Source organism: Rhizobium rosettiformans W3, assembly GCF_004912135.1.
GTDB lineage: Bacteria > Pseudomonadota > Alphaproteobacteria > Rhizobiales > Rhizobiaceae > Allorhizobium > Allorhizobium rosettiformans.
In genome coordinates this window covers 118,680-144,216 of record NZ_STGU01000007.1, presented here as the reverse complement: position 1 = coordinate 144,216, position 25,537 = coordinate 118,680, and the positions used below count along the sequence as shown (strand labels likewise).

The 25,537-nt window shown below is 62.5% G+C and carries 19 protein-coding genes and 1 riboswitch; of the genes, 8 read left to right on the top strand and 11 right to left on the bottom strand.

Going from position 1 to position 25,537, the window contains the following annotated elements; genetic code table 11:
• The first annotated feature begins 15 nt into the window (after positions 1-15).
• Positions 16-642 carry a DUF922 domain-containing Zn-dependent protease gene (locus tag FAA86_RS14230; RefSeq protein WP_136541601.1) on the top strand — a complete coding sequence of 209 codons (627 nt, stop codon included), beginning with the start codon at positions 16-18 and terminating at the stop codon, positions 640-642.
• Positions 643-933: 291 nt separating this feature from the next.
• Here the strand turns inward: FAA86_RS14230 and FAA86_RS14225 are convergent, their stop codons facing one another.
• Positions 934-1,254, bottom strand: a complete 321-nt coding sequence (locus FAA86_RS14225; RefSeq protein ID WP_113459539.1) for a 2Fe-2S iron-sulfur cluster-binding protein — start codon at positions 1,252-1,254, stop codon at positions 934-936.
• 111 nt (positions 1,255-1,365) lie between these two features.
• Complete coding sequence (locus FAA86_RS14220) at positions 1,366-1,749, bottom strand: Hpt domain-containing protein (protein WP_113459538.1); 384 nt, start codon at positions 1,747-1,749, stop codon at positions 1,366-1,368.
• Positions 1,750-2,212: 463 nt separating this feature from the next.
• On the opposite strand from FAA86_RS14220, the gene FAA86_RS14215 reads away from it, so the two are divergent.
• Positions 2,213-8,041 carry an apolipoprotein A-IV repeat region-like domain-containing protein gene (locus FAA86_RS14215; protein WP_136541599.1) on the top strand — a complete coding sequence of 1,943 codons (5,829 nt, stop codon included), beginning with the start codon at positions 2,213-2,215 and terminating at the stop codon, positions 8,039-8,041.
• A gap of 109 nt (positions 8,042-8,150) precedes the next feature.
• On the opposite strand, the gene FAA86_RS14210 is transcribed toward FAA86_RS14215, so the two are convergent.
• From FAA86_RS14210 to FAA86_RS14190, 5 genes are all read right to left on the bottom strand, one after another.
• Positions 8,151-8,783 carry an ABC-type transport auxiliary lipoprotein family protein gene (locus FAA86_RS14210; RefSeq protein ID WP_377343345.1) on the bottom strand — a complete coding sequence of 211 codons (633 nt, stop codon included), beginning with the start codon at positions 8,781-8,783 and terminating at the stop codon, positions 8,151-8,153.
• A gap of 26 nt (positions 8,784-8,809) precedes the next feature.
• The gene (locus tag FAA86_RS14205) at positions 8,810-10,183 is read right to left on the bottom strand and encodes an MlaD family protein (protein ID WP_136541597.1); all 1,374 of its coding nucleotides are present in this window, start codon (positions 10,181-10,183) and stop codon (positions 8,810-8,812) included.
• A gap of 3 nt (positions 10,184-10,186) precedes the next feature.
• Positions 10,187-10,996, bottom strand: coding sequence for an ABC transporter ATP-binding protein (locus FAA86_RS14200; RefSeq protein ID WP_246035079.1), 810 nt, complete (start codon positions 10,994-10,996; stop codon positions 10,187-10,189).
• 10 nt (positions 10,997-11,006) lie between these two features.
• Positions 11,007-12,158, bottom strand: coding sequence for an ABC transporter permease (locus FAA86_RS14195; protein ID WP_136541595.1), 1,152 nt, complete (start codon positions 12,156-12,158; stop codon positions 11,007-11,009).
• A 171-nt stretch (positions 12,159-12,329) separates the two neighbouring features.
• Positions 12,330-13,247 (bottom strand): UDP-2,3-diacylglucosamine diphosphatase, encoded by a 918-nt coding sequence (locus FAA86_RS14190; RefSeq protein ID WP_374725540.1) that lies wholly within the window; start codon positions 13,245-13,247, stop codon positions 12,330-12,332.
• Positions 13,248-13,396: 149 nt separating this feature from the next.
• Between FAA86_RS14190 and FAA86_RS14185 the strand changes: the two genes are divergently transcribed.
• The 4 genes from FAA86_RS14185 (at position 13,397) to FAA86_RS14170 (ending at position 18,485) form a co-directional block, all read left to right on the top strand.
• Complete coding sequence (locus FAA86_RS14185; protein ID WP_136541591.1) at positions 13,397-15,712, top strand: NADP-dependent malic enzyme; 2,316 nt, start codon at positions 13,397-13,399, stop codon at positions 15,710-15,712.
• A gap of 113 nt (positions 15,713-15,825) precedes the next feature.
• The gene (locus FAA86_RS24830; protein ID WP_205910037.1) at positions 15,826-16,533 is read left to right on the top strand and encodes a helix-turn-helix transcriptional regulator; all 708 of its coding nucleotides are present in this window, start codon (positions 15,826-15,828) and stop codon (positions 16,531-16,533) included.
• A 122-nt stretch (positions 16,534-16,655) separates the two neighbouring features.
• Positions 16,656-17,297, top strand: a complete 642-nt coding sequence (locus FAA86_RS14175) for an acyl-homoserine-lactone synthase (protein ID WP_136541587.1) — start codon at positions 16,656-16,658, stop codon at positions 17,295-17,297.
• Between the two features lie 132 nt (positions 17,298-17,429).
• Complete coding sequence (locus FAA86_RS14170) at positions 17,430-18,485, top strand: DUF2865 domain-containing protein (protein WP_167494984.1); 1,056 nt, start codon at positions 17,430-17,432, stop codon at positions 18,483-18,485.
• On the opposite strand, the gene bluB is transcribed toward FAA86_RS14170, so the two are convergent.
• The 4 genes from bluB to FAA86_RS14150 form a co-directional block, all read right to left on the bottom strand.
• Positions 18,442-19,167 (bottom strand): 5,6-dimethylbenzimidazole synthase, encoded by a 726-nt coding sequence (gene bluB, locus FAA86_RS14165; protein WP_136541583.1) that lies wholly within the window; start codon positions 19,165-19,167, stop codon positions 18,442-18,444. The two genes, FAA86_RS14170 and bluB, sit on opposite strands and share 44 nt — an antisense overlap.
• Before the next feature lie 41 nt (positions 19,168-19,208).
• A riboswitch (cobalamin riboswitch) is annotated at positions 19,209-19,397 on the bottom strand.
• Between the two features lie 38 nt (positions 19,398-19,435).
• The gene (locus FAA86_RS14160) at positions 19,436-20,272 is read right to left on the bottom strand and encodes a TolB family protein (RefSeq protein ID WP_136541581.1); all 837 of its coding nucleotides are present in this window, start codon (positions 20,270-20,272) and stop codon (positions 19,436-19,438) included.
• A 19-nt stretch (positions 20,273-20,291) separates the two neighbouring features.
• Positions 20,292-20,609 carry a hypothetical protein gene (locus FAA86_RS14155; protein ID WP_136541580.1) on the bottom strand — a complete coding sequence of 106 codons (318 nt, stop codon included), beginning with the start codon at positions 20,607-20,609 and terminating at the stop codon, positions 20,292-20,294.
• 20 nt (positions 20,610-20,629) lie between these two features.
• The gene (locus tag FAA86_RS14150; RefSeq protein ID WP_136541578.1) at positions 20,630-22,309 is read right to left on the bottom strand and encodes an NAD+ synthase; all 1,680 of its coding nucleotides are present in this window, start codon (positions 22,307-22,309) and stop codon (positions 20,630-20,632) included.
• 200 nt (positions 22,310-22,509) lie between these two features.
• On the opposite strand from FAA86_RS14150, the gene FAA86_RS14145 reads away from it, so the two are divergent.
• On the top strand, positions 22,510-24,441 hold the full coding sequence (locus tag FAA86_RS14145; protein WP_246035078.1) for an LTA synthase family protein: 1,932 nt from the start codon (positions 22,510-22,512) through the stop codon (positions 24,439-24,441).
• A 201-nt stretch (positions 24,442-24,642) separates the two neighbouring features.
• Positions 24,643-25,533, top strand: a complete 891-nt coding sequence (locus FAA86_RS14140) for a hypothetical protein (RefSeq protein WP_136541574.1) — start codon at positions 24,643-24,645, stop codon at positions 25,531-25,533.
• The last annotated feature ends 4 nt before the right edge of the window (positions 25,534-25,537 follow it).

Here is a 25,537-nt window from a genome sequence, read left to right as displayed (position 1 = left end):
ATTGCGGAAAAAAGAATGAAGCACTCCCGCCGTCTTCGGGCCGCCGTCACCTTGGCTGTCCTGATCGGCATCTCCCTGCCACCCTCGGCCAGTGCCGACGTGGTGGTTCGCAAGTCCATCAGCTATTTCCAGATTGGCGGGCGAACCGCAGCCGACATCGATGCGGAACTGTCACGCAAGGGTCCGTTCACCCAGGCGAGCGGCAATCGTCATCCCGGCGCCACCCAGATCCGCTTTGGCGGCGACATGACTTACACGAGACGCGGCAATCGCTGCGCCGTCGACGATGTCCGCGTTACCGTCGAGACCAAACTCATCCTCCCGCGCTGGAAGAACCGCAAGCGCGCGACGCAGGACATGGCCACTCTTTGGGATGCCCTCGCCTCCGACATCAAGCGTCACGAAGAACGTCATGCCGAAATCGCCCGCCAGCATGCGAAACTCCTGGAGCAACGCCTTCTGAAGCTGCGGCCGGAGCGGGACTGCGAAATCCTGCAGGAGCGCGTGGGAGAGGTCACGGAAGAGGTCACTGCGGCCCACGACGAGGCGCAGATGCGATTCGACAGGATCGAGGCGAAGAACTTTCAGGATCGCATGCTGCGGATCCTGCGATATCGCCGTGCATCCCAAGAAAACCAGTAGAATTCACCCCTAAATTACGAGGGTGAGTGTTGCCGCCATGCTGCGGCTTGCCCGAGCCTTGCGCCTCCGCCTGTGAATAACCGGCAATTTCTCGGCGTGGCTCTTGATACAAAACTGAAATATAAGTGTCATCGAATACGTTGATTAAGCGTAACCGATTTCCCCGTTCTCCCGGCGCGTCCTGGTGCCACAGGTGCTTCCTCCCTCGCCTGGTTGGCGATGCGCCCCCTTGCCCCGCTTTCGTCTGACGGAAGCGGGGCCTTTTTTCGCGGGTAGCGCTGACAGGAGATGTCAGCCCTGACGCTCGGGCACATGGACGACGAGGCCGTCCAGCGCCGCCGTCACCTTGATCTGACAGGAAAGACGCGACGTCGGCCGTACATCCACGGCAAAGTCGAGCATGTCTTCCTCCATCGGCGACGGCTGGCCGACCTTCTCGGTCCAGGCGTCGTCGACATAGACATGACAGGTGGCACAGGCGCAGGCGCCGCCGCATTCGGCATCGATCCCGGGGACCGAGTTGCGGACGGCATTTTCCATGACCGTGGAGCCATCGGCTGCCGCGATGTCGAAACGAGTGCCGTCGAATGCGATGATGCTGATATTTGCCATGAGTGCCTGTCCAGATGTCGCCTTGTGAAAACCGGCGAAGTCATCTCTTAAATCGGAAAGTCAGTCAACTCACGGCGAAGCGATCAGTGGATCGCATTCAAACAGCGTCGTTCAGCGGGCAAGCTTCAGGATGAAATGCTCAGCCTCGAGCACGGCCGCCGCAACGGAGGCGAGCGCATCGGCATTGGCGCCCTTGGTCTCGATCAGATCGGCGGCACCGGCAACCCGCAAAGCGCCGACCGCCATCGCGGCGTTGCGCAGACGATTGGCCGCAGCCTTGACCTCAACCTTGTTGCGCCCGGCGGAGATGGCGGTGAGGCATCCCCGCGCCTGGCGGGCAAACATCTGGAGGATCTCGATTTCGACCGCCTTGTCCCCCTTGGTCTGAGCCGCGAGGTGAACGAGATCGATCGGACGTTCCCGGGAGGGCGTCGGGCCAACGAGGTTGTCGGGCGCATCGAACGCGATATTGACTGCTGCTGCCATGCCACTCATCCTTGGTTTTCTTGTTTTTGGTGACCAGACTTTGCGGCGCGGCAATGGGCATCCCGTTAAAAACCCCGGGGATTGGGCCAAAAAGCTTTCGCTATGGTTAACGCGAATTAAACCCCGATACAGACTGGCTTTTCGGCCGAAACCTTGATTGAAATACTGTTAACAAGAGCAAGGGGCGCTGGACCCCGGGAACCGCGTTAATTGTATCGCATGGGCAAATGTGTCAGTACGATACGGTTGATTGGGCAAAACTGCGTGAAGTTTGCCCGAAAGCCAGTCGGTGCTAGAACTTCCGGCGGGAATGCCGGCGGCGAGCAGTCCGACTGCGAAAGAAGAGATTTCGTCTGGCGTGGCGACAGGCGGGACCTCAAGTGAACGGTAGGATCAGGACGGAGCCTGGCGATGAGCGGCATCGCTGTCTGCGTCCCCCTGCCGAGAGTAAGCGGTAACGAGGCGTAACCCTATGGCGAACAAGAAGACCGACTCGATTGACGAGAACGCGTTCCAGGCTCTCGAGGCGGCCCTGAGCATCGATTTCGAGGGCGAGGAGTCCGCCGCGCCTGCCAAGGCACGGTCCAAAATGCACGCCCCGGAGGCCCCTGTGTCAGATAGTATCCCGCGGTCTGCGTCCAAGAAGACGATCGAGCGCCGCTCTGCGCGCGCCGGCGAACTCAATCCCGAACCGGCACCCAAGGCGCCGGCCTTCGCGCCCGCCAATGACGGTTCGCGCCGCACGCCCAACGCGATCCTCAAGACGCTCGACGGCGCCTCGCTGACCTCAGCCCTCCGCAATGCCGGTATCGTGTCCGCGCTCTGGGTGCTCGGCGCACTCGGCCTCACCCAACTCCTTTACGGCAGCAGCATCTGGCAGGCCCCGTCCATCGCGGACATCGTCGCCACGCCGGGCGTCGTTGCCATTGTCGTCGGCACCTTCCTGCCGATCATGCTCTTCTTTGCTTTCGCCATCATGATGGCGCGTGCGCACGACCTGCGCAATGCCGCCCGCTCCATGGCCGAAGTGGCCCTTCGTCTCGCAGAGCCGGAAACCATCGCCTCTGAACGCATCATGACGGTCGGCCAGGCCGTCCGGCGCGAAGTTTCGGCGATGAACGAGGGCATCGAACGCACGATCGCTCGCGCCACCGAACTCGAAACGCTCGTCCATTCCGAAGTCACCGCGCTTGAGCGCAGCTATACCGACAACGAACTGCGCGTCCGTGGTCTCGTGCACGAACTGGGCGCCGAGCGTGATGCCATCGTCAATCACGCGGAGCGCATCCGGTCGTCGATCGTCGGTGCCCATGAACAGCTGAAGGAAGAGCTGTCGCTCGCGACCGAGGAAATTTCGGTTCGACTGCAGACGTCGGGCGAAGCTTTCGCCTCGATGATCGACACGCGCGCTGCGACGATCATGGAAAAGTCCGACGCGGCTGTGACCGCGCTTGGTTCGCTGCTCGCGCACAAGACCGAGACCATGGTGCAGACGCTGGCCGCATCGGGCATGTCGCTGTCCAACGAGTTCGACACCCAGCTGCAGTCACTGACCTCGACGCTGAGCCAGCGCGGTCGCGAACTGCTCGGTGAATTCGAGACCCGGGCCTCAACGCTCGATGCCAATACCGAGAAGCTGAACGCTGCTCTCAACGAGCGCGCCCGCCAGCTGAACGAAACCCTGGTCGAGCGGACCCGCGACATCGCGGAGACCCTCAAGGGCAGCGAAAGCTCGATCGCCTCGTCGCTCGACGACGTGCTTTCCCGCCTCAACAGCTCGCTCGACGAGCGTGGCCGCAGCTTCCGTCAGAGCCTTCAGGCGAGCGCCGACGACGCGATCGTCGATCTCGACCTGCGATCCGGCCTCTTCGAGGACCGCTTCCAGACGACGATCGGCCAGATCAATGCGACCTTCGACCAGCGCGTCGCCGAATTCGCCAGCGCATTCGACCAGCGTTCGGGATCGCTCGATTCGAAGCTCATGGAAAGCCTCGCCCGTATCAACGAGACCGTGAACGGCGGGACCGATTCGATCAGCGGCATCCTGAACTCCAGCATCGAACGCCTGGGCTCCACCCTGACCGACCAGTCGCTGGCGCTTGCGATGACCCTGAGCACGAGCCAGGAAATGCTGGATAGCTCGATGTCGGACCGCGCGCAGGAGATCGCGGACGCGATGTCTGCCCGCGCAGTCGCGCTGACCGAAAGCCTGGAAAGCGCCCAGAAGCGCATCGATCAAGTCATGGAGGAGCGCAGCGGCTCGCTCTACAACGCGCTCACCGACAACCAGTCGCGCTTCGAGCAGACGCTGTCGAGCCGCGCCGAGCACATCGTCAATGCACTGGAAGCCAACCAGGATCGTTTCGCCGAGACGCTCGACGTCAAGGCCCGCGGCATCGCGACCCTGGTCGAGGGTCAGAGCGAACAGCTGATCGACGCGCTCAACACCAAGAGCCTCGAACTCGACCTGACCCTGACCGCCCGTACCCAGGATCTCTCCGAGACGCTGAACGACAGCCAGCGCCGCATCGACGAGACGCTGAGCCAGCGCGCCTCCGCGATCATCGAGACGGTGGCCGATGCCGATCGTCGCATCGACGCAGCCTTTACCGAAAAGGCCGAGGCGATCCGCACGGCCTATGGCGACAACCAGGAGCGTCTCGAGCTCTCGCTTGCCAGCCACACCTCCTACCTCGCTTCGACGCTCGAAGATGCCAGTGGCGACATCGAGCGCACGCTCGGCCAGACGACCGGCCGCATCTCGGAGACTCTTGCCTCCGGCATTGGCGAGTTGGAAAACAAGCTCGGCAGCAGCGAACGGAACCTCGGCGAGATTCTGACCTCCGCATCCGGCGCGATCGCCCAGACGCTGGACGACAATGCAACTCGCATCGCCGAAACGCTGACCTCGGGTGTCGGTGATATCGACGGACGTATTGCCGAAACAGGCGCGAACCTCCGCGCAAGCCTCGAAGCAGCCTCCGGCGCCTTGGCCACGACGCTTGGCGAGAACACCGACCGGATCGCGCAGACGATCGAGCAGGGCGTCGAGGCGATCGACGGTCGTCTTGTCGACACGCATGAACGCATCCGCGCCACCCTCGACGACCGCACACAGGCGATCTCGCTGACGCTCAACGACGCCCGCAGCACGCTCGAGACGAGCCTCGGCGAGCACGCCACGTCGATTGGCGCCTCGATTGCCGCCAGCGCCGGCATGCTCGAAATGAGCCTGGAAGATCACGAGGAAAACCTGCGCAAGGCCATCGACGACTCAAGCCGCGCCTTGGACGAGCGTCTGCGCGGCACGGCCGGTGCCCTCACCGACCAGATCCGCGAGGCGGCCGAAGACATCACCCGCTCGGCACAGGGCTTCTCGGGCACCGTCGAACAGTCGGTCACCGGCATGGCCAGCCGCCTCGACGAGACGAGCACCCGGATCGAACAGAGCCTCGGCACGCTTGAAGACCGCCTGCGCAACGGCCTCGACGGTGTCGACGCCCGCGTCAACGATGCTGGCGAGAAGTTCGCCGCACGCCTCGACGAAAAGGTCTCCACGATCGAGCGCGTCGGCAACGAAGCCTCGATGCGCGTCGCCCAGGCTCTCGACGAAGGCACGAACCGCGTCGCGGAAACCTTCGACACCCGCACGCCTGTCATCGAAGAGCGTCTGGCGACCATGGACCGCGCACTCAACATCGGTCTTGAAAACGTCAACCGCACGATCGAAGGCAAGGCCGCCGGCCTTGCAACGGCTCTGCGCAGTGCCGTCACCGACGCCGCCCGCGATCTGGATGCCGAAGCCCAGCGCTCGGTCGATCGCCTGACCGCCACCACCTCGCAGTTTGCCGAGCAGATCGGTGAGCGCAGCGCCGAGCTGAACCGGACGGTCGAGGAGCGGTCCGAGGAACTGGCAAAGCGCATCACGGATACGCAGAACCGCCTCGCGGGCCAGGCTGCGACGATCGCCGAAACCTTCTCCCAAGCCGGCGATGTCATCAGCAACAAGGTTTCGCAAGCCGAAGCCCTGGTCAGCGCGCAGGTCGCGAACCTCTCCGGCACGCTCGGCGAAGTCAGCACGACGCTCGAGCAGCGCGCAGCCGCGATCCGTGAAGCAATCTCCGGCAATACGCGGGAACTTGCCGATGCCATGAACGAGGCAGAAAAGGCACTCGAGGCCCGCGGCAACTCCATCCGCGATGCGATCTCCGGAAACACCCAGGAACTCGCGACCACGATGAACGCGGTGGAGAAGGCGCTCGAAGCGCGTGGCAACTCCATCCGCTCGGTTCTCGACGATCGTACCCGCGAGCTCAACTCCATGCTCTCGACGCGCTCGGCAGAACTGTCACGCCTGATCGATGAAAAGGCCATCCCGGTCGTGGCATCCTATGCCGAAACGGGCCGCGCCGCCGCCGAGCAGATCGCAGCCGCCGCAGAGCAGAGTGCAGAACGCCTGCGCAGCGAAAATGCTGCTCTGGTCGATGCCATCAGCCAGCGCACCGACCGCGCCGTCTCGACCCTCAGCACCGCCGAACAGAACCTCGTGGCAAGCGCCTCGCAGCTCATCGAGCGTCTGGGCGACAGCAATGCCGGCCTGTCTTCGATGATCGATCAGGCCGTTCAGAGCATCGGCTCACTCGACAGCCGCCTCGGCGCGACCGCCAACCGCTTCAACGAGACGGCGACCCAGGCGACCGACATGCTGTCGACCTCCAACCGCCTGCTCGACGACAAGCTCGGCCGCCTGACCGCGGTTTCCGGCGAAACGCTGCAGCAGGTCTCCTCGATCGTCAGCCGCTTCGGCGACCATACGCAGGTTCTGGGCAAGGCATCGGAGCTTCTCTCGGCGGCCCAGTCGAACCTCGTCGGCACGCTGGAAGAGCGTCAGCAGGCCCTGCGCGACCTATCGATCGGCCTCGTCAAGCGTTCGGAAGAAATCGAAACGACGATGCAGTCGCTCGGCAAGATGGTCGAGACGGCGTTCGATCGCGCCGAGCAGCGTTCGGGCCAGATGGCTGGCAATCTGCGCCAGAGCGTGCAGGCCTCCTTCACCGATATCGGCCAGATCCTCGGCGAGACCGAAAAGCGGGCGCAGTCGACAGCCGCCAGCATGCGCGACAGCGTCCAGGCATCGTTCTCCGATGTTGGACAGATGCTCGGCGAGACCGAGAAGAAGGCGCAGATCACCGCGGCCAATATGCGCAACGCCCTTCTCTCCGCCGAACAGGAAGCCCAGCAGTCGATCGACAAGACGCTGAGCGAGGCGGAGAAGCGTTCGGGCGAACTCGCAAACCGCCTGCGCGGTGGTCTCGCGGTCTCCCTCAACGACATCGACCACCTCCTCGGCGAGGCAGGCCGCAAGTCGGAAGGTGCTGCCGCAGCCCTGCGCCAGGCCATGCAGGAAGCCGTCAACGAGGCGGTTGCCCGCTTCACCGGCGCAACGGACGAGATCCGCCGCTCGGCCGTCGACATCCGTAAGGAGCTCGACCTGACGCGCAACGAATTGAAGCGCGGCGCCTTCGACCTGCCCGAGGAAGCCAAGGAAAGCGCGGCCCAGATGCGCCGCGCCGTCGCCGAGCAGATCAAGGCCCTGCAGGACATTTCCCAGCTCGTCGGCCGCACCAGCCAGACGCTGGAGATCTCGGAACCCGTGGCGCGTCGTCTCGCGGAAGCCCAGCCTGAACCGGTCCGCCGTCCGGCAGCTGCTCCGCAGCCGGCCCGTCAGACCGAAAGCCTCGGCCTGCGTGGCAGCCTGGGTGCGACCGAGCCCTACACGCAGTCGACCGCAGCCACCACGCGTGCAGAAGGCGGCGGCTGGATCAGCGACTTGCTCCGTGGCGCCTCCCGTGAGGAACCCGCGGAAGCCCCTGCCCCGGCACGCCCGGCCCCGGCACCCCAGCGCCCGGTCGCCGAAAGCCAGCCCGCCCGTCAAGGTGACACGCGCAATCCGCGTCACATGGTCGAATCGCTGAACTCGCTTTCGGTCGACATCGCCCGCGCCATCGACCACGACGCCTCGGTCGATCTGTGGCGCCGCTACCAGCGCGGCGAACGCGACATCTTCACGCGCCGCCTCTACACGCTGAAGGGCCAGCAGACCTTCGACGAGATCAAGCGCAAGTATGACCGCGAGCCGGAATTCCGCGTCGCAGTCGACCGCTACATCGCCGATTTCGAGAAGCTGCTGGCAGATGTCGCCCGCACCGATCGCGACAAGTCGATCACCCAGTCCTACCTGACCTCGGACACGGGCAAGGTGTACACCATGCTCGCCCACGCCGCCGGTCGCTTCAGCTAAGAAACAAAAAGAGAGCCGGGCAGCCGGCTCTCTCGCTTCACAAAGAAAACCCCGGACCGCATCGGCGCTCCGGGGTTTTTCATGTGCTGATTGCCTGGGTCGGCAGGTGTCACATGGACTGAAGCGTCCAGCCGACGATATCCGCCGTCACGCGGGCAAAGGCCCGATCCAGTGCAGCAACATAGGCGGCGTTGTCGGTTCCCGAAGACGGGACTTCGGCACGGAACACCCGTTGCGCCCTGACCGTGCCATTGCGGTCGTTGAGCAACTTGGCTGAGATCTCGACGACGCCACGGTCGGCACCTTCGGCGGAAATCTCGAATGCGCGAACGTCGGTGATGAGCTGGTAGTCGATCGCCAGGCCCTGGCCCGGCTTGCCAACGCCACCAAGGCGATTGGTGTTCTCGAAGGCTTCGACCAGCTTGGACTGGACGACGCGCGTCAGGCGGTCGCTCCACTGCGACTGTGACAGATACTGGATTTCGGCGCCCGAGACGCGCACGAGGATCTGCTCGCTGTCGAGCGCCTTCAATGCCGAGGGATCGGCAACCAGCAGCTGCCGGTTACGGGCGCTGGCAGGTGTCGCGATCTCGCTGACGGAGGCCGTCAGGTCGAAGGTGTCGTTGACCGCCTTCGAGCCGCAGGCGGCAAGCCCGAGCCCGAGTGCCGGAACGAGCGCGGTCACCGAAAGCAACCGGCGCAACCGCATCACGGAAAACTCGCTCGCCCCGTTCCTGTCCATTCTGTCGTCCTTTCGGGATGTTCTCGTCATCGGCGCGTCCGTCCGTCGAATTCCTTCACGGTGTCGCCACCGAAGAGAAGGCGCTGCGGGTCGTCGTCGAAATTGGTGATCGCGTCGTTCAGGCCGCGCACGGTGTTGCGCGTGTCGTTGACCAGCGTCTGAATGTCACGCAGTCCGGTCGACGAGAAGCGCTGCAGATTTTCGGCGATCGGCCCGATGCGCGCATTGAGGTTCTCGGCGGCAAGGCGGATCGACTCGAGCGTCCGGCGCGCTTGTGCGCTAAGCGAATCCGCTTCACCCGAACCGAGGAAACTGTCCACCTTGCGCAGGATCCCGTCGACCTGTGTCGACGCGTTGTTCAGACGATTGGCAAGCTGCGTGAAGTCGTCGATCGCGCGATCGATATCGTCCTTGCGGCCCGTGATGCTGTTCGACAAGTCGCGGAAGCCGGCAATGGCCTCGCGCGCATCGGCCGAGGCAACGGAGACGTCGTCGACCACGCGACCGATCTTCTGGCTGTCCACCGCATCGATCAGACGGGAGACCTTCTGGAGCGTCTGGTCGGCATTGTTGCCGAAGCGCTGGAAGGTGTCGGCAGTCTCGCGGAAGCTGTCGATCGCCGGCCCGATGCGGTTCGAGGCCTCGGCAAAGCTTGCGGTCGCCCGTTCGGTGTTGGCGAGGATCTGGTCGATCTTGTCGGAATTCAACGACCTGAACAGGTCTTCCGCAGCAGAGAGCGTGGAATCGAGACGGCCCGACAGACCGGCGACGGAGTCCGACAGCGCGCTCACGCTCTGGAGAAACTGGTCGATGCCGGCCGCATTGTCGGCCAGCGATTTCGAGAATGTCTCGGCATTGCGCACCGTGTTGGTGAGCGGCCCGCGCGCATCGGCGATGAAGCCCTGCAATTCCGCGACCGCGCCATCGGCACGCTGCAGGATCCGGTCGGCCGTCGACAGAAGATTGGTCACGCTGGACTGTTCGGCCGTAAGGATCGCCGGTTCGCCTGTGTCAAGCGCCCGCTGAAGAATGGCGTCGCCCGAACCCGGACCGCCACCCGAAAGCTCGACATAGGCGGCGCCCGTCAGACCCTGGATCTCGAGCACGGCCTTCGTCCCAGACGTGACAGGCGCATCGGCGCGCACCTCGGTAAAGGCGACGGAGAAGTTCGGATCCTCGTTATCGATATAGAGATTGCGGACCGATCCGACGGAAATGCCGTTGAAGCGCACCGGAGAACCGATGCTCAGACCATTGGCCGAGCCCGGAATACGGATGGCGAGCGGCGCCATCTCGCCGCCGCGTCCATATTCCGCCATCCAATAGACGAAACCAAAGGCGGCCCCGATGACCATCATCGTGAAGAATCCGACTATGGCGTAATTGGCTTTGGTTTCCATGGCTCACTCTACCGGATGTCCGGCGGAAGACTCCGCCCGGGGAATGGAACGGGCACGTTTGCCCCTGAAATAGGATTGCACCCACGCATCATCGAAGGCGAGCATGTCGTCCAGCGTCCCCTCGACCAGAACCTTCTTCTGTCCGAGAACCGCGATACGGTCGCAGACGGAGAACAGGCTGTCGAGATCGTGGGTCACCATATAGACCGTCAATCCAAGGGTATCGCGCAGCTGCGCAATCAAATCATCGAATTCGGCGGCACCGATTGGATCGAGACCGGAGGTTGGCTCGTCGAGGAAGACGAGATCCGGATCGAGCGCCAGCGCACGCGCCAGAGCCGCGCGCTTGATCATGCCGCCCGAGAGTTCCGAGGGATATTTGTCTGCGGCATCAGGCTTCAGACCGACGAGGTCGATCTTCAGATAGGCGAGTTCGTCCATCAGCCATTGCGGCAGGTCCAGGTATTCGCGCATCGGCAGCTGGATATTCTCCTTCACGGTCAATGCCGAAAATAGGGCGCCGTGCTGGAAAAGAACCCCCAGGCGTGTGTCGAGCGTCATGCGCTGTGCATCATCCACCGCATCGTAATCCGCACCGAGGATCTCGATCTTGCCGGAACGCCGTGGGAGAAGCCTCAGAACCGTGCGCATCAGCACCGACTTGCCGGCACCGGAGGCGCCCACGAAGCCGAGAATTTCGCCGCGATAGATATCGAGGTTCAACTTGTCGAGGACGATCTTGTCGCCAAAGCCGACGGTCAGATCCTGGACCGACAGGATGATCTCGCGCTCTTCGGAAGGTCTTTCGTTCACCGGGCCCTCCTCAGAAATCGATGGCTGCGTAGAACATGGCAAACAGCCCGTCCACGAGGATGACGACAAAGATCGACTTCACCACGGATGCCGTGACATGGCGACCGAGCGATTCGGCACTGCCGCCCACCTTCATGCCTTCGACAGCGGCGATGATGCCGATGATCAGCGCCATGAACGGCGCCTTGATCATGCCGGTGGCCAGCGTCGAATAATCGACGGCTTCGTGCAGGCGGGTGATGAAGACGTCGAAGGTGATACCGGAATAGCCCCAGGCGACCACTGCAGCGCCGTAAAGGGCCGCAAAGTTCGCGACGATGGTCAGCAGGGGCAGCGCGATCGTCAGCGCCACCAGCCGCGGAAAGACCAGGACACCGATCGGGTTGAGCCCAATCACCTTGAGCGCGTCGATTTCTTCACGCATCTTCATCGAGCCGATCTCGGCCGTGATCGCACTGCCGGAGCGCCCCGCGATCATGATGGCGGTCAAGAGCACGCCGATTTCGCGCAACTGCAGAATGCCGACGAGATCGACGACAAAGACCTCGGCGCCGAAATAGCGCAGCTGGAATGCCCCCTGCTGCGCGATGATCGCGCCGATCAGGAAAGACATGAGCGTGATGATCGGGACAGCCCGGACGCCCATATGGTCGAGCTGATTAACGACGGAAGCAGGCGAGACCCCTGCCCCACGGCCGAGCTTGGTCTGGGCGCCGCGAACGGCAGAGCCCAGAACGAACATCATCGCGACGATGTCGCCCCAGAGGCTTAGGGTGACTTTTCCGACGGGTTCGAAGACGCGCTCGAACCGGGTGCGGTGATCGACCGGCTTTTCAGGCGCCGTGACATGTTCGGGAAGCGCCTCGATCAATTCGCGCATGCCGGCAGTACCGCCGACGATTTCGACGGAACCTCCCCGCTCGCGCTGCTCCGTGACGAAGCGACGGATGAGCCAGGCACCGGCCGTGTCCATGCCGGTCACGCCGCTGAGGTCGATCGTCTCGTGCCCGGAACCGCCGGCATCCACCAGTGGCCCGGCGGACTTGATCATCGCGCTCAGGGAGTTGTTTTTCCAGCGACCGGCAAGGCGGATCAGCCGACCGTTGCCGCCCGGCTGTTCCTCGATGTCAATGCGGGCATTTTCTGGCTCAACCGAACTCAAGGTGGCGACAACTTCCAAATTCGCGCCGGGGGATCCGGTTGCGCAAATCACGTGACAGATGGCTGCACACTATAACCATCGCCGCCCGCGAAGAAATCCTTTGCAAACCGTTAATTGCGTTTTCCAATCCGATTGCAGGCGGCCATGACCGCTTTGCAACAGGCAGCGTCGTCAGGCGGCGCGGATACCGTCGTCCTGAGCGGCTTCCGGCATTGGCTTGGGCAACAGGATCGGCACGAGTTTGCCTGCCCGTTTGCCGGCCGGCACTTCGCTGATCTTGTGGCCCCAGGAGATCAATTCCAGGCGACCGTCCGGGTGCTCGGCAATTGCCGTGCAGCTTTCGACCCAGTCACCGGTGTTGACGTAATGGATGCCGTCGATGTCTTCCATGACCGCATGGTGGATATGGCCACAGATGACGCCATCCACCTCGGCGCGACGCGCCTCGTCCGCCACGACCCGCTGGAACTCGCCGATGAAATTCACCGCGTGCTTCACCTGCAACTTGGCCCAGGCCGAGAAGGACCAGTAGGGCATGCCGAGACGACGGCGGATGGCCGCGAGCATCACGTTGATGGCAATGGCGGTGTCATAGGCCCAGTCGCCGAGATAGGCGAGCAGGCGTGCATTGCGGACCACGACGTCGAACTCGTCGCCATGCAGCACGAGGTATTTCTTCCCGTCCGCCATCTCGTGCACGATGCGCTGGGCAACTTCGATGCCGCCGAAATGAATGCCGGGGAAGTCCCGCATGAACTCGTCGTGGTTGCCGGGGATATAGATGATCTTCGTCCCTTTGCGCGCCTTGCGCAGGAGCTTCTGGACCACATCGTTGCACTGCTGCGGCCAGTACCAGCTGCGCTTCAGGCGCCAGCCATCGACGATATCGCCCACAAGGATGATGGTATCCGCCTCATGGGTACGCAGGAAATCGAGAAGGAAGTCCGTCTTCGCGGCCTTCGATCCGAGATGCACATCCGAGATGAACAGGGTCCTGAAATGGCGTGTTTCGCTGGCTTCTTCCACGGCACGGTCCTCTTCGCTGTCTGGACAGCGCTTAATCAGACTCGTGTTGCAGGAAGATGACATCGCCGTGATCGATTGTTCCACCGGGCCCTGGCCTCCGCCAGTCCGACCACACGCTGCTGGGCATAGCCGGAACTAAAGTCTACCACTCCCGATCAATTCGTGTATGACGGGCAGACCAGATTTAAAGCCCAGAAACTGCCGGTGGACCGATGAATTCCCAGGACAAGAACAAGCCGCAAGCTGCGAACCCGACCGCTGATCTCGACGAACAGGCTCTGTTCTACCATCGCTATCCCCGCCCCGGAAAACTGGAAATTCAGGCCACCAAGCCGCTCGGCAACCAGCGCGATCTGGCGCTGGCCTATTCGCCCGGCGTTGCCGCCCCGTGCCTCGCGATCAAGGATGATCCGGCCGCTGCCGATGATTACACCGCGCGCTCCAACCTCGTTGCGGTGATTTCGAACGGCACGGCCGTCCTTGGTCTCGGCAATATCGGCCCGCTTGCCTCCAAGCCGGTCATGGAAGGCAAGGCCGTCCTCTTCAAGAAATTCGCAGGCATCGACGTCTTCGACATCGAGATCGACTCGCCGACCGTCGACCAGATGGTCTCGACCATCTCGGCGCTCGAGCCGACATTCGGCGGTATCAACCTTGAGGACATCAAGGCGCCGGAATGCTTCCAGGTCGAGGACCAGCTTCGTGCCAAGATGAACATCCCGGTTTTCCATGACGACCAGCATGGAACAGCCATCATCGTCGCGGCCGCGATCCTGAACGGCCTGGAACTGGCCGGCAAGAGCATCGAGAACGTCAAGATCGTCGCCTCTGGCGCGGGCGCCGCAGCCCTTGCCTGCCTCAATCTTCTCGTCATCCTGGGTGCGAAGCGCGAGAATATCTGGGTGCACGACATCGAAGGCCTCGTCTACAAGGGCCGCAACGAGTTGATGGACCCGTGGAAGGAAGTCTACGCACAGCCATCTGACAAGCGCACGCTGTCCGAAAGCATCGATGACGCCGACGTCTTCCTTGGCCTTTCGGCCGCCGGCGTGCTGAAGCCGGAACTGCTGGCCCGCATGGCGCCGAAGCCACTGATCATGGCGCTCGCCAATCCGAAGCCGGAAATCATGCCGGAAGAAGCGCGCGCTGCGCGACCCGATGCGATGATCTGCACCGGCCGCTCGGACTTCCCCAACCAGGTCAACAACGTCCTCTGCTTCCCCTATATCTTCCGCGGCGCACTCGATTGCGGTGCAACGACCATCAATGAAGAGATGAAAATGGCGGCGGTACGCGCTATTGCAGCGCTCGCCCGCGAGGAAGTCTCGGAAGTCGCCGCCCGCGCCTATACGGGGGAAACACCGACCTTCGGCCCCGATTATCTGATCCCCTCGCCGTTTGATCCGCGCCTCATCCTGCGCATCGCACCGGCTGTTGCGAAGGCGGCCGCCGACAGCGGCGTTGCCCGCCGCCCGATCGCCGATTTCGACACCTATCTCGATCAGCTGAACCGCTTCGTCTTCCGCTCCGGCTTCGTGATGAAGCCAATCTTCGCCGCCGCCAAGACGGCTGCGAAGAAACGCGTCATCTTCGCCGAAGGGGAAGACGAGCGCGTGCTGCGCGCTGCCCAGGTTCTGCTCGAAGATGGCATCGGCGAACCGATCCTGATTGGCCGCCCGCAGATCATCGAGACGCGTCTCAAGCGCTACGGCCTGCGCATCCGGCCCGGCACGGACTTCCAGCTGGTGAATCCGGAAGACGATCCGCGTTACCGTGACTATGTCGACGACTACTTCGCACTCGTCGGCCGCGCCGGCATCAACCCGGAAGCCGCCCGCACGATCGTGCGCACGAACACGACGGTGATTGGAGCGCTGGCGGTCAAGCGCGGCGAAGCCGATGCCCTGATCTGTGGTGTCGAAGGCCGCTTTGACCGCCATGTCCGCGACGTCCGGCAGATCATCGGCAAGCGCTCGGGTGTGCGCGACTATTCCGGCTTGAGCCTGCTGATCTCGCAGCGCGGTGCCATCTTCTTCACCGACACCTTCGTGACCGATGACCCGAGTGCAGAAGAACTGGCCGAGATGACCATGCTCGCTGCCCAGGAAATCCGCCGCTTCGGAATCACGCCGAAGGCAGCCCTGCTGTCGCATTCGAATTTCGGCTCGCGTCCCTCGGCAAGCGCCTCGAAGATGCGTCACGCCTTGGAGATCATCCGCAAGAACGCCCCGGATCTCGAGGTCGACGGCGAAATGCAGGGTGGTTCGGCCCTGTCCGAAGTCCTGCGCAAGCGCGCCATGCCCGACAGCACGCTCACCGGCGAAGCCAATCTCCTAGTCTTCCCGAACCTCGATGCGGCGAATATCTCGCTCGGCATTGTCCGCACCATGATGGACGCCCTGCATGTCGGCCCGATCCTTCTAGGTGCTGCCATGCCAGCCCACGTGCTTTCGACCTCGGTGACCTCGCGTGGTGTTGTCAACATGGCAGCACTCGCCGTCGTCGAAGCCTCTCAGCCGGCCGGTTGATGCCATCAACCGCATGCGGCAGCCCGCTGCCGCATGCCGCTTGAGAAATGCCCTCTGGACAAGTCAAAGCTGCAACCGCGAGATTGTTACCCTTGAAATCTAGGGTAAGTGGCATGGCAGCAGCGGAGGCCTATTTCGATTTGCTGGATCTCTTGGACAGTCAGGAGATCCTTGATCCCCCGGCTTTTCTGTCCCTGATCCAGCACGCTTACGGCACCGGTCCGGTCACCTACCTTGAGGGTGACGTCATCGATGGGCGTCTGCAGGCCCGCAGCCTCCACTTCAGTCACAGGACCAATGCCAATGCCTTCCGCCGAAGCCTGCATCGAAAGGCGGCCGTTGAGCAGATCCTGCGTGTCCTTGTGGCCCTGGAGCCGATCGCTTTTTCCGGCTGGCAGAAGAGCAAAGACCACGATCAGCATCTCATCGGCTATCCCTTGCCGGGGCGGCACAGCTGCCTGCTTGTGGACCTCGGCTCCGTCCCCAGTGAGATCAGCGCGTGGCGGCGGGCCCATGATCGCGACCTTCTGAGCCTCGGAGCGAAGCTGAATGCCCGGCTGGCGAGCGCCGCTACGGACGGGCTGCAGAAGCGCATTCCCTCCACACCCCTCACCCGCCGGGAGCGGGAAACGCTGGCCTGGATTGCCGCGGGCAAGAGCTACTGGGAGACGGCTGTGATCCTCGGCATATCCGAGCGCACCATCCGGCATTTCATGGCCAACGCGCGCCAGAAGCTCGACGTGGTCACCAATGCGCAAGCCGTCGCAGAAGCGGTCTGGCGAGGGCTGATCCCGCGTCTTGCGGATACTCAGGCGTCCTGAAGTCAGCGCAAACGTACGACAATATCATAGATTGCATATCGCAAAATGGTCGCTACCGCCAGTTTAACAAGATGATGCTGCACGCCATCCTTCCTGCTTCGGTCTGCAAGAAGGAGCAAGGCATGATCAGGATCATCAACGGCGCGCGTCGAAACCAGTTTCCCTCCGACATCGACGCCATGCATAGGCTGCGCAAGCGGGTCTTCCATGACCTCTTGGGCTGGGAGGTTCAGGTCCAGGAAGCCTGGGAAATCGACGACTACGACCGCGCCAACCCGCTCTATGTCCTCTCCTATGACGAGAAGGGAAAACTTCGCGGCTCGCTGCGCCTTCTTCCGACGCTCGGCCCGAACATGCTCGACGACACCTTTCCGATCCTGCTCGGTGATGGCCCGGAGATCCGCAGCGCAGCAGTCTGGGAGTCGAGCCGCTTCTGCATCGATCCGGAGATTTCCCAGGACCGGGCGCGCAACCAGGTGACGATCGCTGCGGCCGAACTGATGTGCGGGGTCGGCGAACTCGGCCTCGCTTCCGGCCTCAGCCATATCGTGACAGTGACCGATGTCTTTCTGGAGCGAATGTTCAAGCGCATGGGCTGCCCGGGCAGCCGCATCGGCGAGCCGAAACGCATCGGCGTCGTCCAGGCGGTCGCCGTTTCCTGGGAGGTCTCCCATGAGCTTCTGGATCGCATGAAGGCCGTGGCCGCGATTGACGGCAGCGTGCTGGAAGAAGAGATGACGCTCGCCACCGCGCGCGCAGCGTGACGGCATCTCGGGCGGATGCGGCCCATGTCGCATCCGCCACGTCATCCGTCATTTCGTTTTGATCTACATTCGGATATCCTGCGATACGTCGGGGCCGTCATCTGCCCTGCAAATGCCAACTGGGATCCGGATGTGCCGAGCAGGATAGTCAGTTCCATCGCCATGATCCTCCTCATGGGCGGGGCCATGCCAACCGCCGCTGAGGCCTCGGCGCTTTGCGAGCGACTGCGCGATCGGCTGGTTCTGGTCGAGCAAGGCGGGCCTTCGCCCGAGATCAACAGTTATGCCAGCGCGATCGCCCAGCAGAATCTGGAGCTGCGCAAGGCACGCCAGGACCAGCGCCGCCTTCGCTGTCTTACCTCCTCCATCGTCCAGATCCGCCCTGATGGCGGCAATGACTGCGGAGATCTCGCCACCGCGATTTCACGCATGGAGGCAAACCGCGATATTCTGGCTGCACGCCTTGCCGATCTTCGCGAAAGCCGGGCCGCCGATGCAAGGGCCGCGCTGGTGACGGCACTCGAGGCCAATGGCTGCGGGCCCGACCAGGCGCCGCTACCAGAGGAAGCGCAGCGCATCCCATACCTCGACACTCTGGAGGAACCCTACAGGCCGGACCGCGCCGCCGAGGCTGCCTATTCCGATCCGCGCCCATCCTTCGGCATCCTGCCAAGCGGAAATGTCCGCACGCTGTGTGTCCGCACCTGCGACGGCGGCTTCTTTCCGATCTCGTCCCAGACCTCGGCCATGAATTTCGCCCGCGACGCCGCCCAGTGCGAGCAGATGTGCCCCGGCACACAGACCGAGCTCTTCTTCCACGCGCCCGAGCGCAGCGAGACGGTGGACATGGTTTCGGCCGTCACCGGCCAACCCTATCGCGACATGCCGAACGCCTTCCTCTACCGCAACCGCCGGACCGATGCGGATCCCGCCTGCAGCTGTAACCTGCAGCAGTATTATCAGCGCATGACGCCCAGACCGGCTGTCCCGGATTATCAGTCCTCGGTGCTCGATATGGCGCCGAAGTCGAAGCCAGTGCCAGCAGCACATCCTGCGGCGACCGAGCGCCCCCTGGACGAAGCAAGCCTCAATGTCCGGCGCGTGGGCCCCGCATTCCTGCCGTCGGACAAAGGCACGATCGACCTCAGGAACCCTGCGGCGCCTGGCCCCCAGCCGCTCCAGGAGTAACGGTGGCCTCCGGCGTCTCGCCCCAGCGGTCCTCGAAGATCAGGTCATCGAGTGAAAGCCGCTTCCGCCAACCTTTCACTTCGAGTTCCGGCTTTGCGTAGAGCGTGTCGACATAGCCGATGCAGAGATAGCCGATGATCTGCACCCGCGGCGGAATGCCGAGGATAGCTTTCAATTCGTTCTCATAGAAAATGCTGACCCAGCCGAGGCCCACGCCTTCGGCACGGGCGGCAAGCCAGAGGTTCTGGATTGCGCAGACGGTCGAAAACGCGTCCATCCGTGCGTCATGCGTTCGCCCGAGCACGACGGGACCGGCTCGGTCGGGGTCACAAGTGATGCAGATGTTGAGCGGCGCCTTGCGGATACCCTCGAGTTTGAGGGATCGGTAAGCGCTGCGACGCTCCGGCGGGAACATCGCCTCGGCCTCCTCGTTGGCGCGCACGAAGGCTTCCCAAACCGCCTGCCGTTTCGCTTGGCAGCGGATCAGCAGGAAATTCCAGGGCTGCATGAAGCCGACAGAAGGCGCCGCATGGGCTGCTTCGAGCAACCGCCTGACGAGGTTATCCGGCAAAGGGTCGGAGAGGAACTGGTCGCGGACATCGCGCCGCGTATGGATCGCCTTGTAGACCGCGTCCCGCTCATGCTCGGCAAAAGGCGCAGCCCCGACGAGATCGTCGTGCATCGTAATCCCCACAATGCGCAACCACCCGCCGTCCGCGCGGGCTCGGTCTATCTTGCCAGGCCGGTCTTCTGACTGGGCTTCACCTGTAATGCGCGCCTTCCCGGATTACTCCAGTGGCTGGGTTTCCCCGGCGCATCACATCCGCCTCACAGTGTTGGGCACGTGCCGGAATTTCACCGGCTTCCCGATTCTCCCGCCTTTCGGCAGGCACCTGACGGGGTTGTTTTACGTCAGATAGCGCACGAGCGACAGATCAAAAACGACAGCCTCAATCAGGCACGGGGAAATAGCGGACGAAGGCGAAGGCCGATCCATCCGGCGACCAGTTCGGCACGTTGATGCTGCCCTGCCCGCCGAAGAACTCGAACAGGGTCTCGACATTGCCGCCATCGGCATCCATCAGCCGCAGCCTGACCTGCTTATCGCGCGGATGTCCGGAGATATCCTCGACATAGGAGAGGAACAGAACCTTGCTTCCGTCCGGCGACGGATGCGGGAACCAGTCGCCATAGCCGTCCGAGGTCAGACGCTCAAGATCACTGCCATCGGTCCGCATGCGCCAGATCTGCATCGTGCCGGTGCGGCTGGAGTTGAAATAGATCCACTGTCCATCGGGAGAGTAATCGGGACCGTCATTGTGGCCCTCCCCATGGGTCAACCGCTTCTCTGGCCCACCCTTGGTCGAGATCGTGTAGATGTCGAAAACGCCATCGCGATCGCCGCAATAGGCAAGTTGCTTTCCATCCGGCGACCAGCCGTGCCAGTAGGATGGCATCTTCTCGGTCACCTGGCGCGGCTCCTCATCGCCATCACCGAGCAGGTAGATGCAGGACTTGCCGAAGAGCGTATGGTCGGAAAAGGCAATTGAGGCGCCGTCAGGGGAAATGCCGTGATCATTGTTGAGACGGACGGCAAAACCCGTGTCGATCAGTTCCGGCTCCGGATCGTCCTCATCCAGTGACAGGGCGTACAGAAGGCCGTCGCCATTGATCACCAGGAACTCGCCGTCCCGCGACCAGTTGGGCGCCTCGACGAGGTCCTCCGTCTGCCAGACCACCTCGGCTTCACGGGTCGCCATGTCGTAAATCTCGACCGAACTGCGCATCATCGTCTCCTTGGAATGATCAGTCAGCGACCGAGCGACTTTCGATCGCTTGGCGCAGTTTGGCGAAGACCGTCCGGCCGGTCCGCTCGATATGGGCATTGCGCCACTCGGTGTAGAAACCCCAGCACAAGCTGACGATCAGGGTCACGAACCCGATGCCGAGCATCTTGAAGCTTTCCTCCCACAGGCCATAGCAGCCGATTGCCATGGAGGGCAGAAAGTATGCAGCACCCGACAGCACCCGATAGAGCCCGCTATCCTGATTGTCATGGGCTCCGACAGCAAAGATATAGCTGCGCTCCTCCGCCGTGAAATCCGGCATCGTAGCCGGCGCCAAACGATCCTCTGTCGACACCCTCAGCGATCCCGGAACCGGTTCGTGATCGGATAGCGACGATCGCGCCCGAAGTTCTTCTTGGTGATTTTCACGCCGGGCGCCGATTGGCGGCGCTTGTATTCGGCGAGATAAAGCAGGTGCTCGACCCGGTGGACGGTCGCGATGTCATGGCCACGCGCCACGATCTCGTCGACACCCATCTCCTTCTCAACGAGGCATTCGAGGATGTCGTCGAGCACAGGATAAGGCGGCAGCGAATCCTGGTCGGTCTGGTTGGGACGAAGCTCCGCGGAGGGCGCCTTCGAGAGGATATTGGCCGGGATGACTTCGCCCGAGGGGCCGAGCGCACCTGGCGGCACGTTCTCGTTGCGCCAGGCCGACAGCGCATAGACCTGCATCTTGTAGAGGTCCTTGATCGGATTGAAGCCACCGTTCATGTCGCCGTAAAGCGTGGCGTAACCGACCGACATCTCCGACTTGTTGCCGGTCGTCACGACCATTGAGCCAAACTTGTTGGAGATCGCCATGAGAATGGTGCCGCGCGTGCGGCTCTGCAGGTTCTCTTCGGTGATGCCGCTCTCCGTGCCCTCGAACATTTCCGAAAGCGATGAGAGGAAGCCTTCGACCGGCTCCTGGATCGGCACGATGTCGTAATGGCAGCCGAGCGCCTTGGCACAGGCCTCTGCGTCCGCGAAGCTCTCCTGCGAGGTGTAGCGGTAGGGCAGCATGATCGTGCGCACCCGCTCTTCGCCCAGCGCATCGACGGCGATTGCCGCGCATATAGCTGAGTCGATACCGCCGGAGAGCCCGAGCACCACGCTCTTGAAACCATTCTTGTTCACGTAATCGCGGAAGCCGAGCACGCAGGCGCGGTAATCGGCCTCTTCCTTCTCAGGGATCCGCGACATCGGCCCGTGCTCGCAGCGCCAGCCATCCGACGTGCGCTTCCAGGTCGTGACCGAAAGCGTTTCCTCGAACTGGCTCATCTGGAAGGCAAGCGACTTGTCGCCGTTGAAGGCGAAGCTTGCGCCGTCGAAAACGAGTTCGTCCTGGCCCCCGAGCTGGTTCGCGAAGATGAGGGGCAGTCCGGTTTCGATGACTTGGCGCAACGCCACCTGATGGCGCACATCGACCTTGCCGCGATAATAGGGCGAGCCATTCGGCACGAGCAGGATCTCGGCCCCGGTCTCGGCCAGCGTCTCGCAGACGCCGAGATCATTCCAGATTTCCTCGCAGATCGGCACGCCGATCCGCACGCCGCGGAAGTTCACCGGCCCCGGCATCTCGCCTTCGACGAAGACACGCTTCTCGTCGAACTCGCCATAGTTCGGCAGATCGATCTTGTCGCGGAACGCCAGGATCTTGCCGCCGTCGAGGATCGCGACGGAGTTGTGCCGCCCCTTCTCCCCCTGGCGTGGGAAGCCGACGATCACGCCCGGGCCGTTGTCGGACGTATCGGCGGCAAGCGCCTCGACGGCCTCCAGGCAAGCCTTCAGGAAGGCCGGCTTCAAGACGAGATCCTCGGGCGGATAGCCGGAAATGAAGAGTTCCGTCAGGAGCAGAAGGTCCGCCCCCTGTCCGGCGGCTTCAGCCCGCGCAGCACGTGCCTTGGCCAGATTGCCGGCGACATCGCCGACAATCGGATTGAACTGTGCCACCGCAATACGCAGGACGTCGGAGATCTTCTTTGCTTCGCTCATGACACCGATTTAGCCGCTCACCCGTTCGACCGCAACGATGCATGTCGAGCAAGTGTTCCGCAACCTCCCGAGCCGCTAACCAAGCCCCTCGAAATTCAGGGAACAAACCCTCGAACGCCACGGTTCATGTAGCATTCATGACACTTATGTGACATCTGTGCGAAACTTTCACGACACTTGCTCATGACCTGGAGTACGACGTGGCCCAGCCCACCCCGAAATCGCTTGTCGCGACATTCTTCAATTCCTTCGGCGCGACCCGCGAACGGGACTTCGGAAACTCCTTTGCACTCCAGCTGGCGGTTCAATGCGTCAACACCGCACTGATCGCTGTCGCCATTGTCATGCTGAGCGAAGTGCTGGCGCGCGGCACCATGGTCGATGTGGTGGAATATCTGACGTCGTCGAGCCGTCCTGGGCTCGTGGCCGTGGGTATCGTCTTTCTGGCCCTCTGTTTCGCCGACGCAATCATCGGCAAGGCCTACCAGTCCACACTCCTCATCGCGCCCCTGGCGCTGTTGCCCGCCTTCTTCTCCGGGCAGAAGCAGCTCTTCCTGTCGGACCCGCTTTTCCCGAGCGACCTGCTCTTCGGGCGCCAGATCCTGCAGCTCATGCCGGCGATGGTTGCCGCTGAACCCCTGAAGGCCATCGCACTCGGCATTGGCAGCGTGGTTTTGATCGCAGCTTTCGGCGCCTTGATCTGGAAGAGCCGCAAAGTGTTTCCGCGGCTGAACCTGACGGGCCGCGGCCTGCGGCTCGCCCTCGCCTTCCCGCTGCTTGCCGCCTTTGCCACGCTGATGGACCCGATGGCCTTCTCGGCCGTCCGCGATCGGTTGAACATCGTTCCGATGATGTGGGACCAGAAGGAAAACTACCGCCACAACGGCTTTCTGCTGGCCTTTGCCTTCAACGTGCCGATGGCCTCCGTCAGCGCGCCGGCGGGCTATAGCAATGTCGCGATCTCCGACATGCAGACCGACCTTCTGCCGGCATCCTTCTTTTCCGGACGTCAGGCCGACGTGATCATGGTGATGAGCGAGTCGCTCTGGGATCCGACGAAGATGAGCGCGGTCCGCTATTCGGCAGACCCCATGCCGGTGATCCGCGCGGCGCAGTCGGGCGCAGTCTTCTCCCCGGAATTCGGCGGCATGACTGCAAACGTCGAGTTCGAGGCGCTCACCGGCTTCTCCAATGCCTTCCTGCCCTATGGCAGCATCCCCTATCAGCAGTATATCCGCCGCCCCGTTCCCTCGCTCGCGACCTTCTTCGAGTCCAAAGGCTATGTGACCAAGGCCTTCCACCCGTTCGAAGGCTGGTTCTGGAATCGCACCAACGTCTATCAGTCGCTCGGCTTTCAGGAATTCCATTCCGAGGAAAACATGCCGGCGATGAACAAGCGCGGCATCTTTGCCTCGGACGAGGACCTGACGCGCTACATCATCAAGGAAGCGGACAACACCGACGAGCCCTTCTTCTTCTTCGCCGTGACGCTTCAGGGACACGGACCTTACGAAGCCAATCGTTATGCCAAGAACACGATCGAGGTTGACGCACCGACGCTCTCGGATGCCAGCACGAGCGCCCTAGCTACCTATACCCAAGGTGTGAAGGAAGCGGATCAGAGCCTGAAGGCACTGATGGACTGGGCCAAGAAGCGCCGCCGCGAGACCATCATCGTCCTCTTCGGCGACCATCTGCCGCCGCTGAATGCCGTATACACCGAAAGCGGCTACATGCCGAATGTGGTGGCCACCCGCAAGGCCTCGGTCGAGACGATGAAGCGCGAGCATGAGACGCCGCTGGTCGTCTGGTCGTCCAAGCGCGGCGTCCAGAAGGACATCGGCTCGATCAGCCCGTCACAGCTGCCCTATTACATCGTGCACATGGCGGGGTATCGTCACCCCTATTATACCGGCATGCTCGGCCGCGTTGCCGAGCGCTATGCGGTGATCGACAGACACCAGCTGATCGGCCGCAACAACAAGGCGCAGGCAGACTGGGCGCTGGCCGGTGGCATTGATCCGCTCATTCGTGATTACCGCTTCCTGCAGCATGACGTGATGTTCGGGGAAGGTTTTGGTCTCGAGCGCTTCTTCCCCGAGCAGGCGGATCGACTTCAACCCACCAGTTGAACCGGTCATTACTTCCAATCACAATTATCCATAAAGAGGTTTTGATCGGGTGCCGCTCTTGCAGCGTCACCCAATTTCGGCCATAGACTTTTTTTGTTCGATAAATCAGCGTGCTTGACAGTATTAAGATAACTGTTCTTGCCCGAACGCTTGTGCGTTCCAACACTCTGATGACTTAAAGTTTAGAACAGAGCTATTGCCATGCCCCCGATGTCACGCGCAGATATTGTTGCCCATCCGCTTTATCCTGCCATCGAAAAGCAAATTGCCAAGCACCTCATCGGCATCCACATGCGCACACCGCGCATGTCGCGCCTGAAGGCCTCTCATCGCAAGTGGCTGATGACGCATTCGGTCTTTGCGCTTGCCCTGCGCCGGACTGAGGACGATCCGCTTTCCGGCCTGACGGCGACGCGCTTCGTGGAGACCGTGATGCGCCTGGGGGCTGCAAGCCGCAACACGGCGACCGGCTATCTGGCAGAACTGGTGGCCTACAAGTTCCTCCGGGACGTCCCCGATGTGCCCGACAAGCGCGTGCGCGTTCTCGAACCGACAGAGATCAGCCTCAATGGCCTGCGCAGCTGGTTCGACGGCCATCTGGCCTGCCTCGATAGGCTAGACGGCGGCAACCGCGAAATGACCTCGCTGGCGGAAGAGCGCATCTTCCTCATCGCCCAGCCGATCGGCGCAGACATCATGGTTGCCGACCCGCTCTGGCGTGAACCGGCGGACTCGATCGGCCACTTCCTCTGGTCCGATCTCGGCGGCATGATCCTGCATGATCTGACCGCCCGCCTCGACAATATCGACCGTTCGGCCCCCACCGTATCCTGCGGCCCCGTGACGCTGGTGGAGTTGAGCGAGACCTACCAGGTTTCGACCACCAATCTGAAGCGCATGTTCAAGAAGGCGGAGACGGAAGAGCTACTCTACTGGGAGCAGCCGCGCCGTCGTGGCGACCTGCTGCTCACCAGCCGTTTCATCGAGGACTACTTCACCTGGCAGTCGGCCAAATTCGCCGCCATCGACCAAGCCTATCACATGGCTCTGGATCAACTGGGCATCAAGGCTGGAAACGCCGCGGCTGCCTGATGAC

Coding starts and splice junctions, on each gene's coding strand:
- FAA86_RS14230 (WP_136541601.1), top strand. CDS start 16: ATGAAGCACTCCCGCCGTCTTCGGGCCGCCGTCACCTTGGCTGTCCTG.
- FAA86_RS14225 (WP_113459539.1), bottom strand. CDS start 1,254: ATGGCAAATATCAGCATCATCGCATTCGACGGCACTCGTTTCGACATC.
- FAA86_RS14220 (WP_113459538.1), bottom strand. CDS start 1,749: ATGAGTGGCATGGCAGCAGCAGTCAATATCGCGTTCGATGCGCCCGAC.
- FAA86_RS14215 (WP_136541599.1), top strand. CDS start 2,213: ATGGCGAACAAGAAGACCGACTCGATTGACGAGAACGCGTTCCAGGCT.
- FAA86_RS14210 (WP_377343345.1), bottom strand. CDS start 8,783: ATGGACAGGAACGGGGCGAGCGAGTTTTCCGTGATGCGGTTGCGCCGG.
- FAA86_RS14205 (WP_136541597.1), bottom strand. CDS start 10,183: ATGGAAACCAAAGCCAATTACGCCATAGTCGGATTCTTCACGATGATG.
- FAA86_RS14190 (WP_374725540.1), bottom strand. CDS start 13,247: ATGTCATCTTCCTGCAACACGAGTCTGATTAAGCGCTGTCCAGACAGC.
- FAA86_RS14185 (WP_136541591.1), top strand. CDS start 13,397: ATGAATTCCCAGGACAAGAACAAGCCGCAAGCTGCGAACCCGACCGCT.
- FAA86_RS24830 (WP_205910037.1), top strand. CDS start 15,826: ATGGCAGCAGCGGAGGCCTATTTCGATTTGCTGGATCTCTTGGACAGT.
- FAA86_RS14175 (WP_136541587.1), top strand. CDS start 16,656: ATGATCAGGATCATCAACGGCGCGCGTCGAAACCAGTTTCCCTCCGAC.
- bluB (WP_136541583.1), bottom strand. CDS start 19,167: ATGCACGACGATCTCGTCGGGGCTGCGCCTTTTGCCGAGCATGAGCGG.
- FAA86_RS14160 (WP_136541581.1), bottom strand. CDS start 20,272: ATGCGCAGTTCGGTCGAGATTTACGACATGGCGACCCGTGAAGCCGAG.
- FAA86_RS14150 (WP_136541578.1), bottom strand. CDS start 22,309: ATGAGCGAAGCAAAGAAGATCTCCGACGTCCTGCGTATTGCGGTGGCA.
- FAA86_RS14140 (WP_136541574.1), top strand. CDS start 24,643: ATGCCCCCGATGTCACGCGCAGATATTGTTGCCCATCCGCTTTATCCT.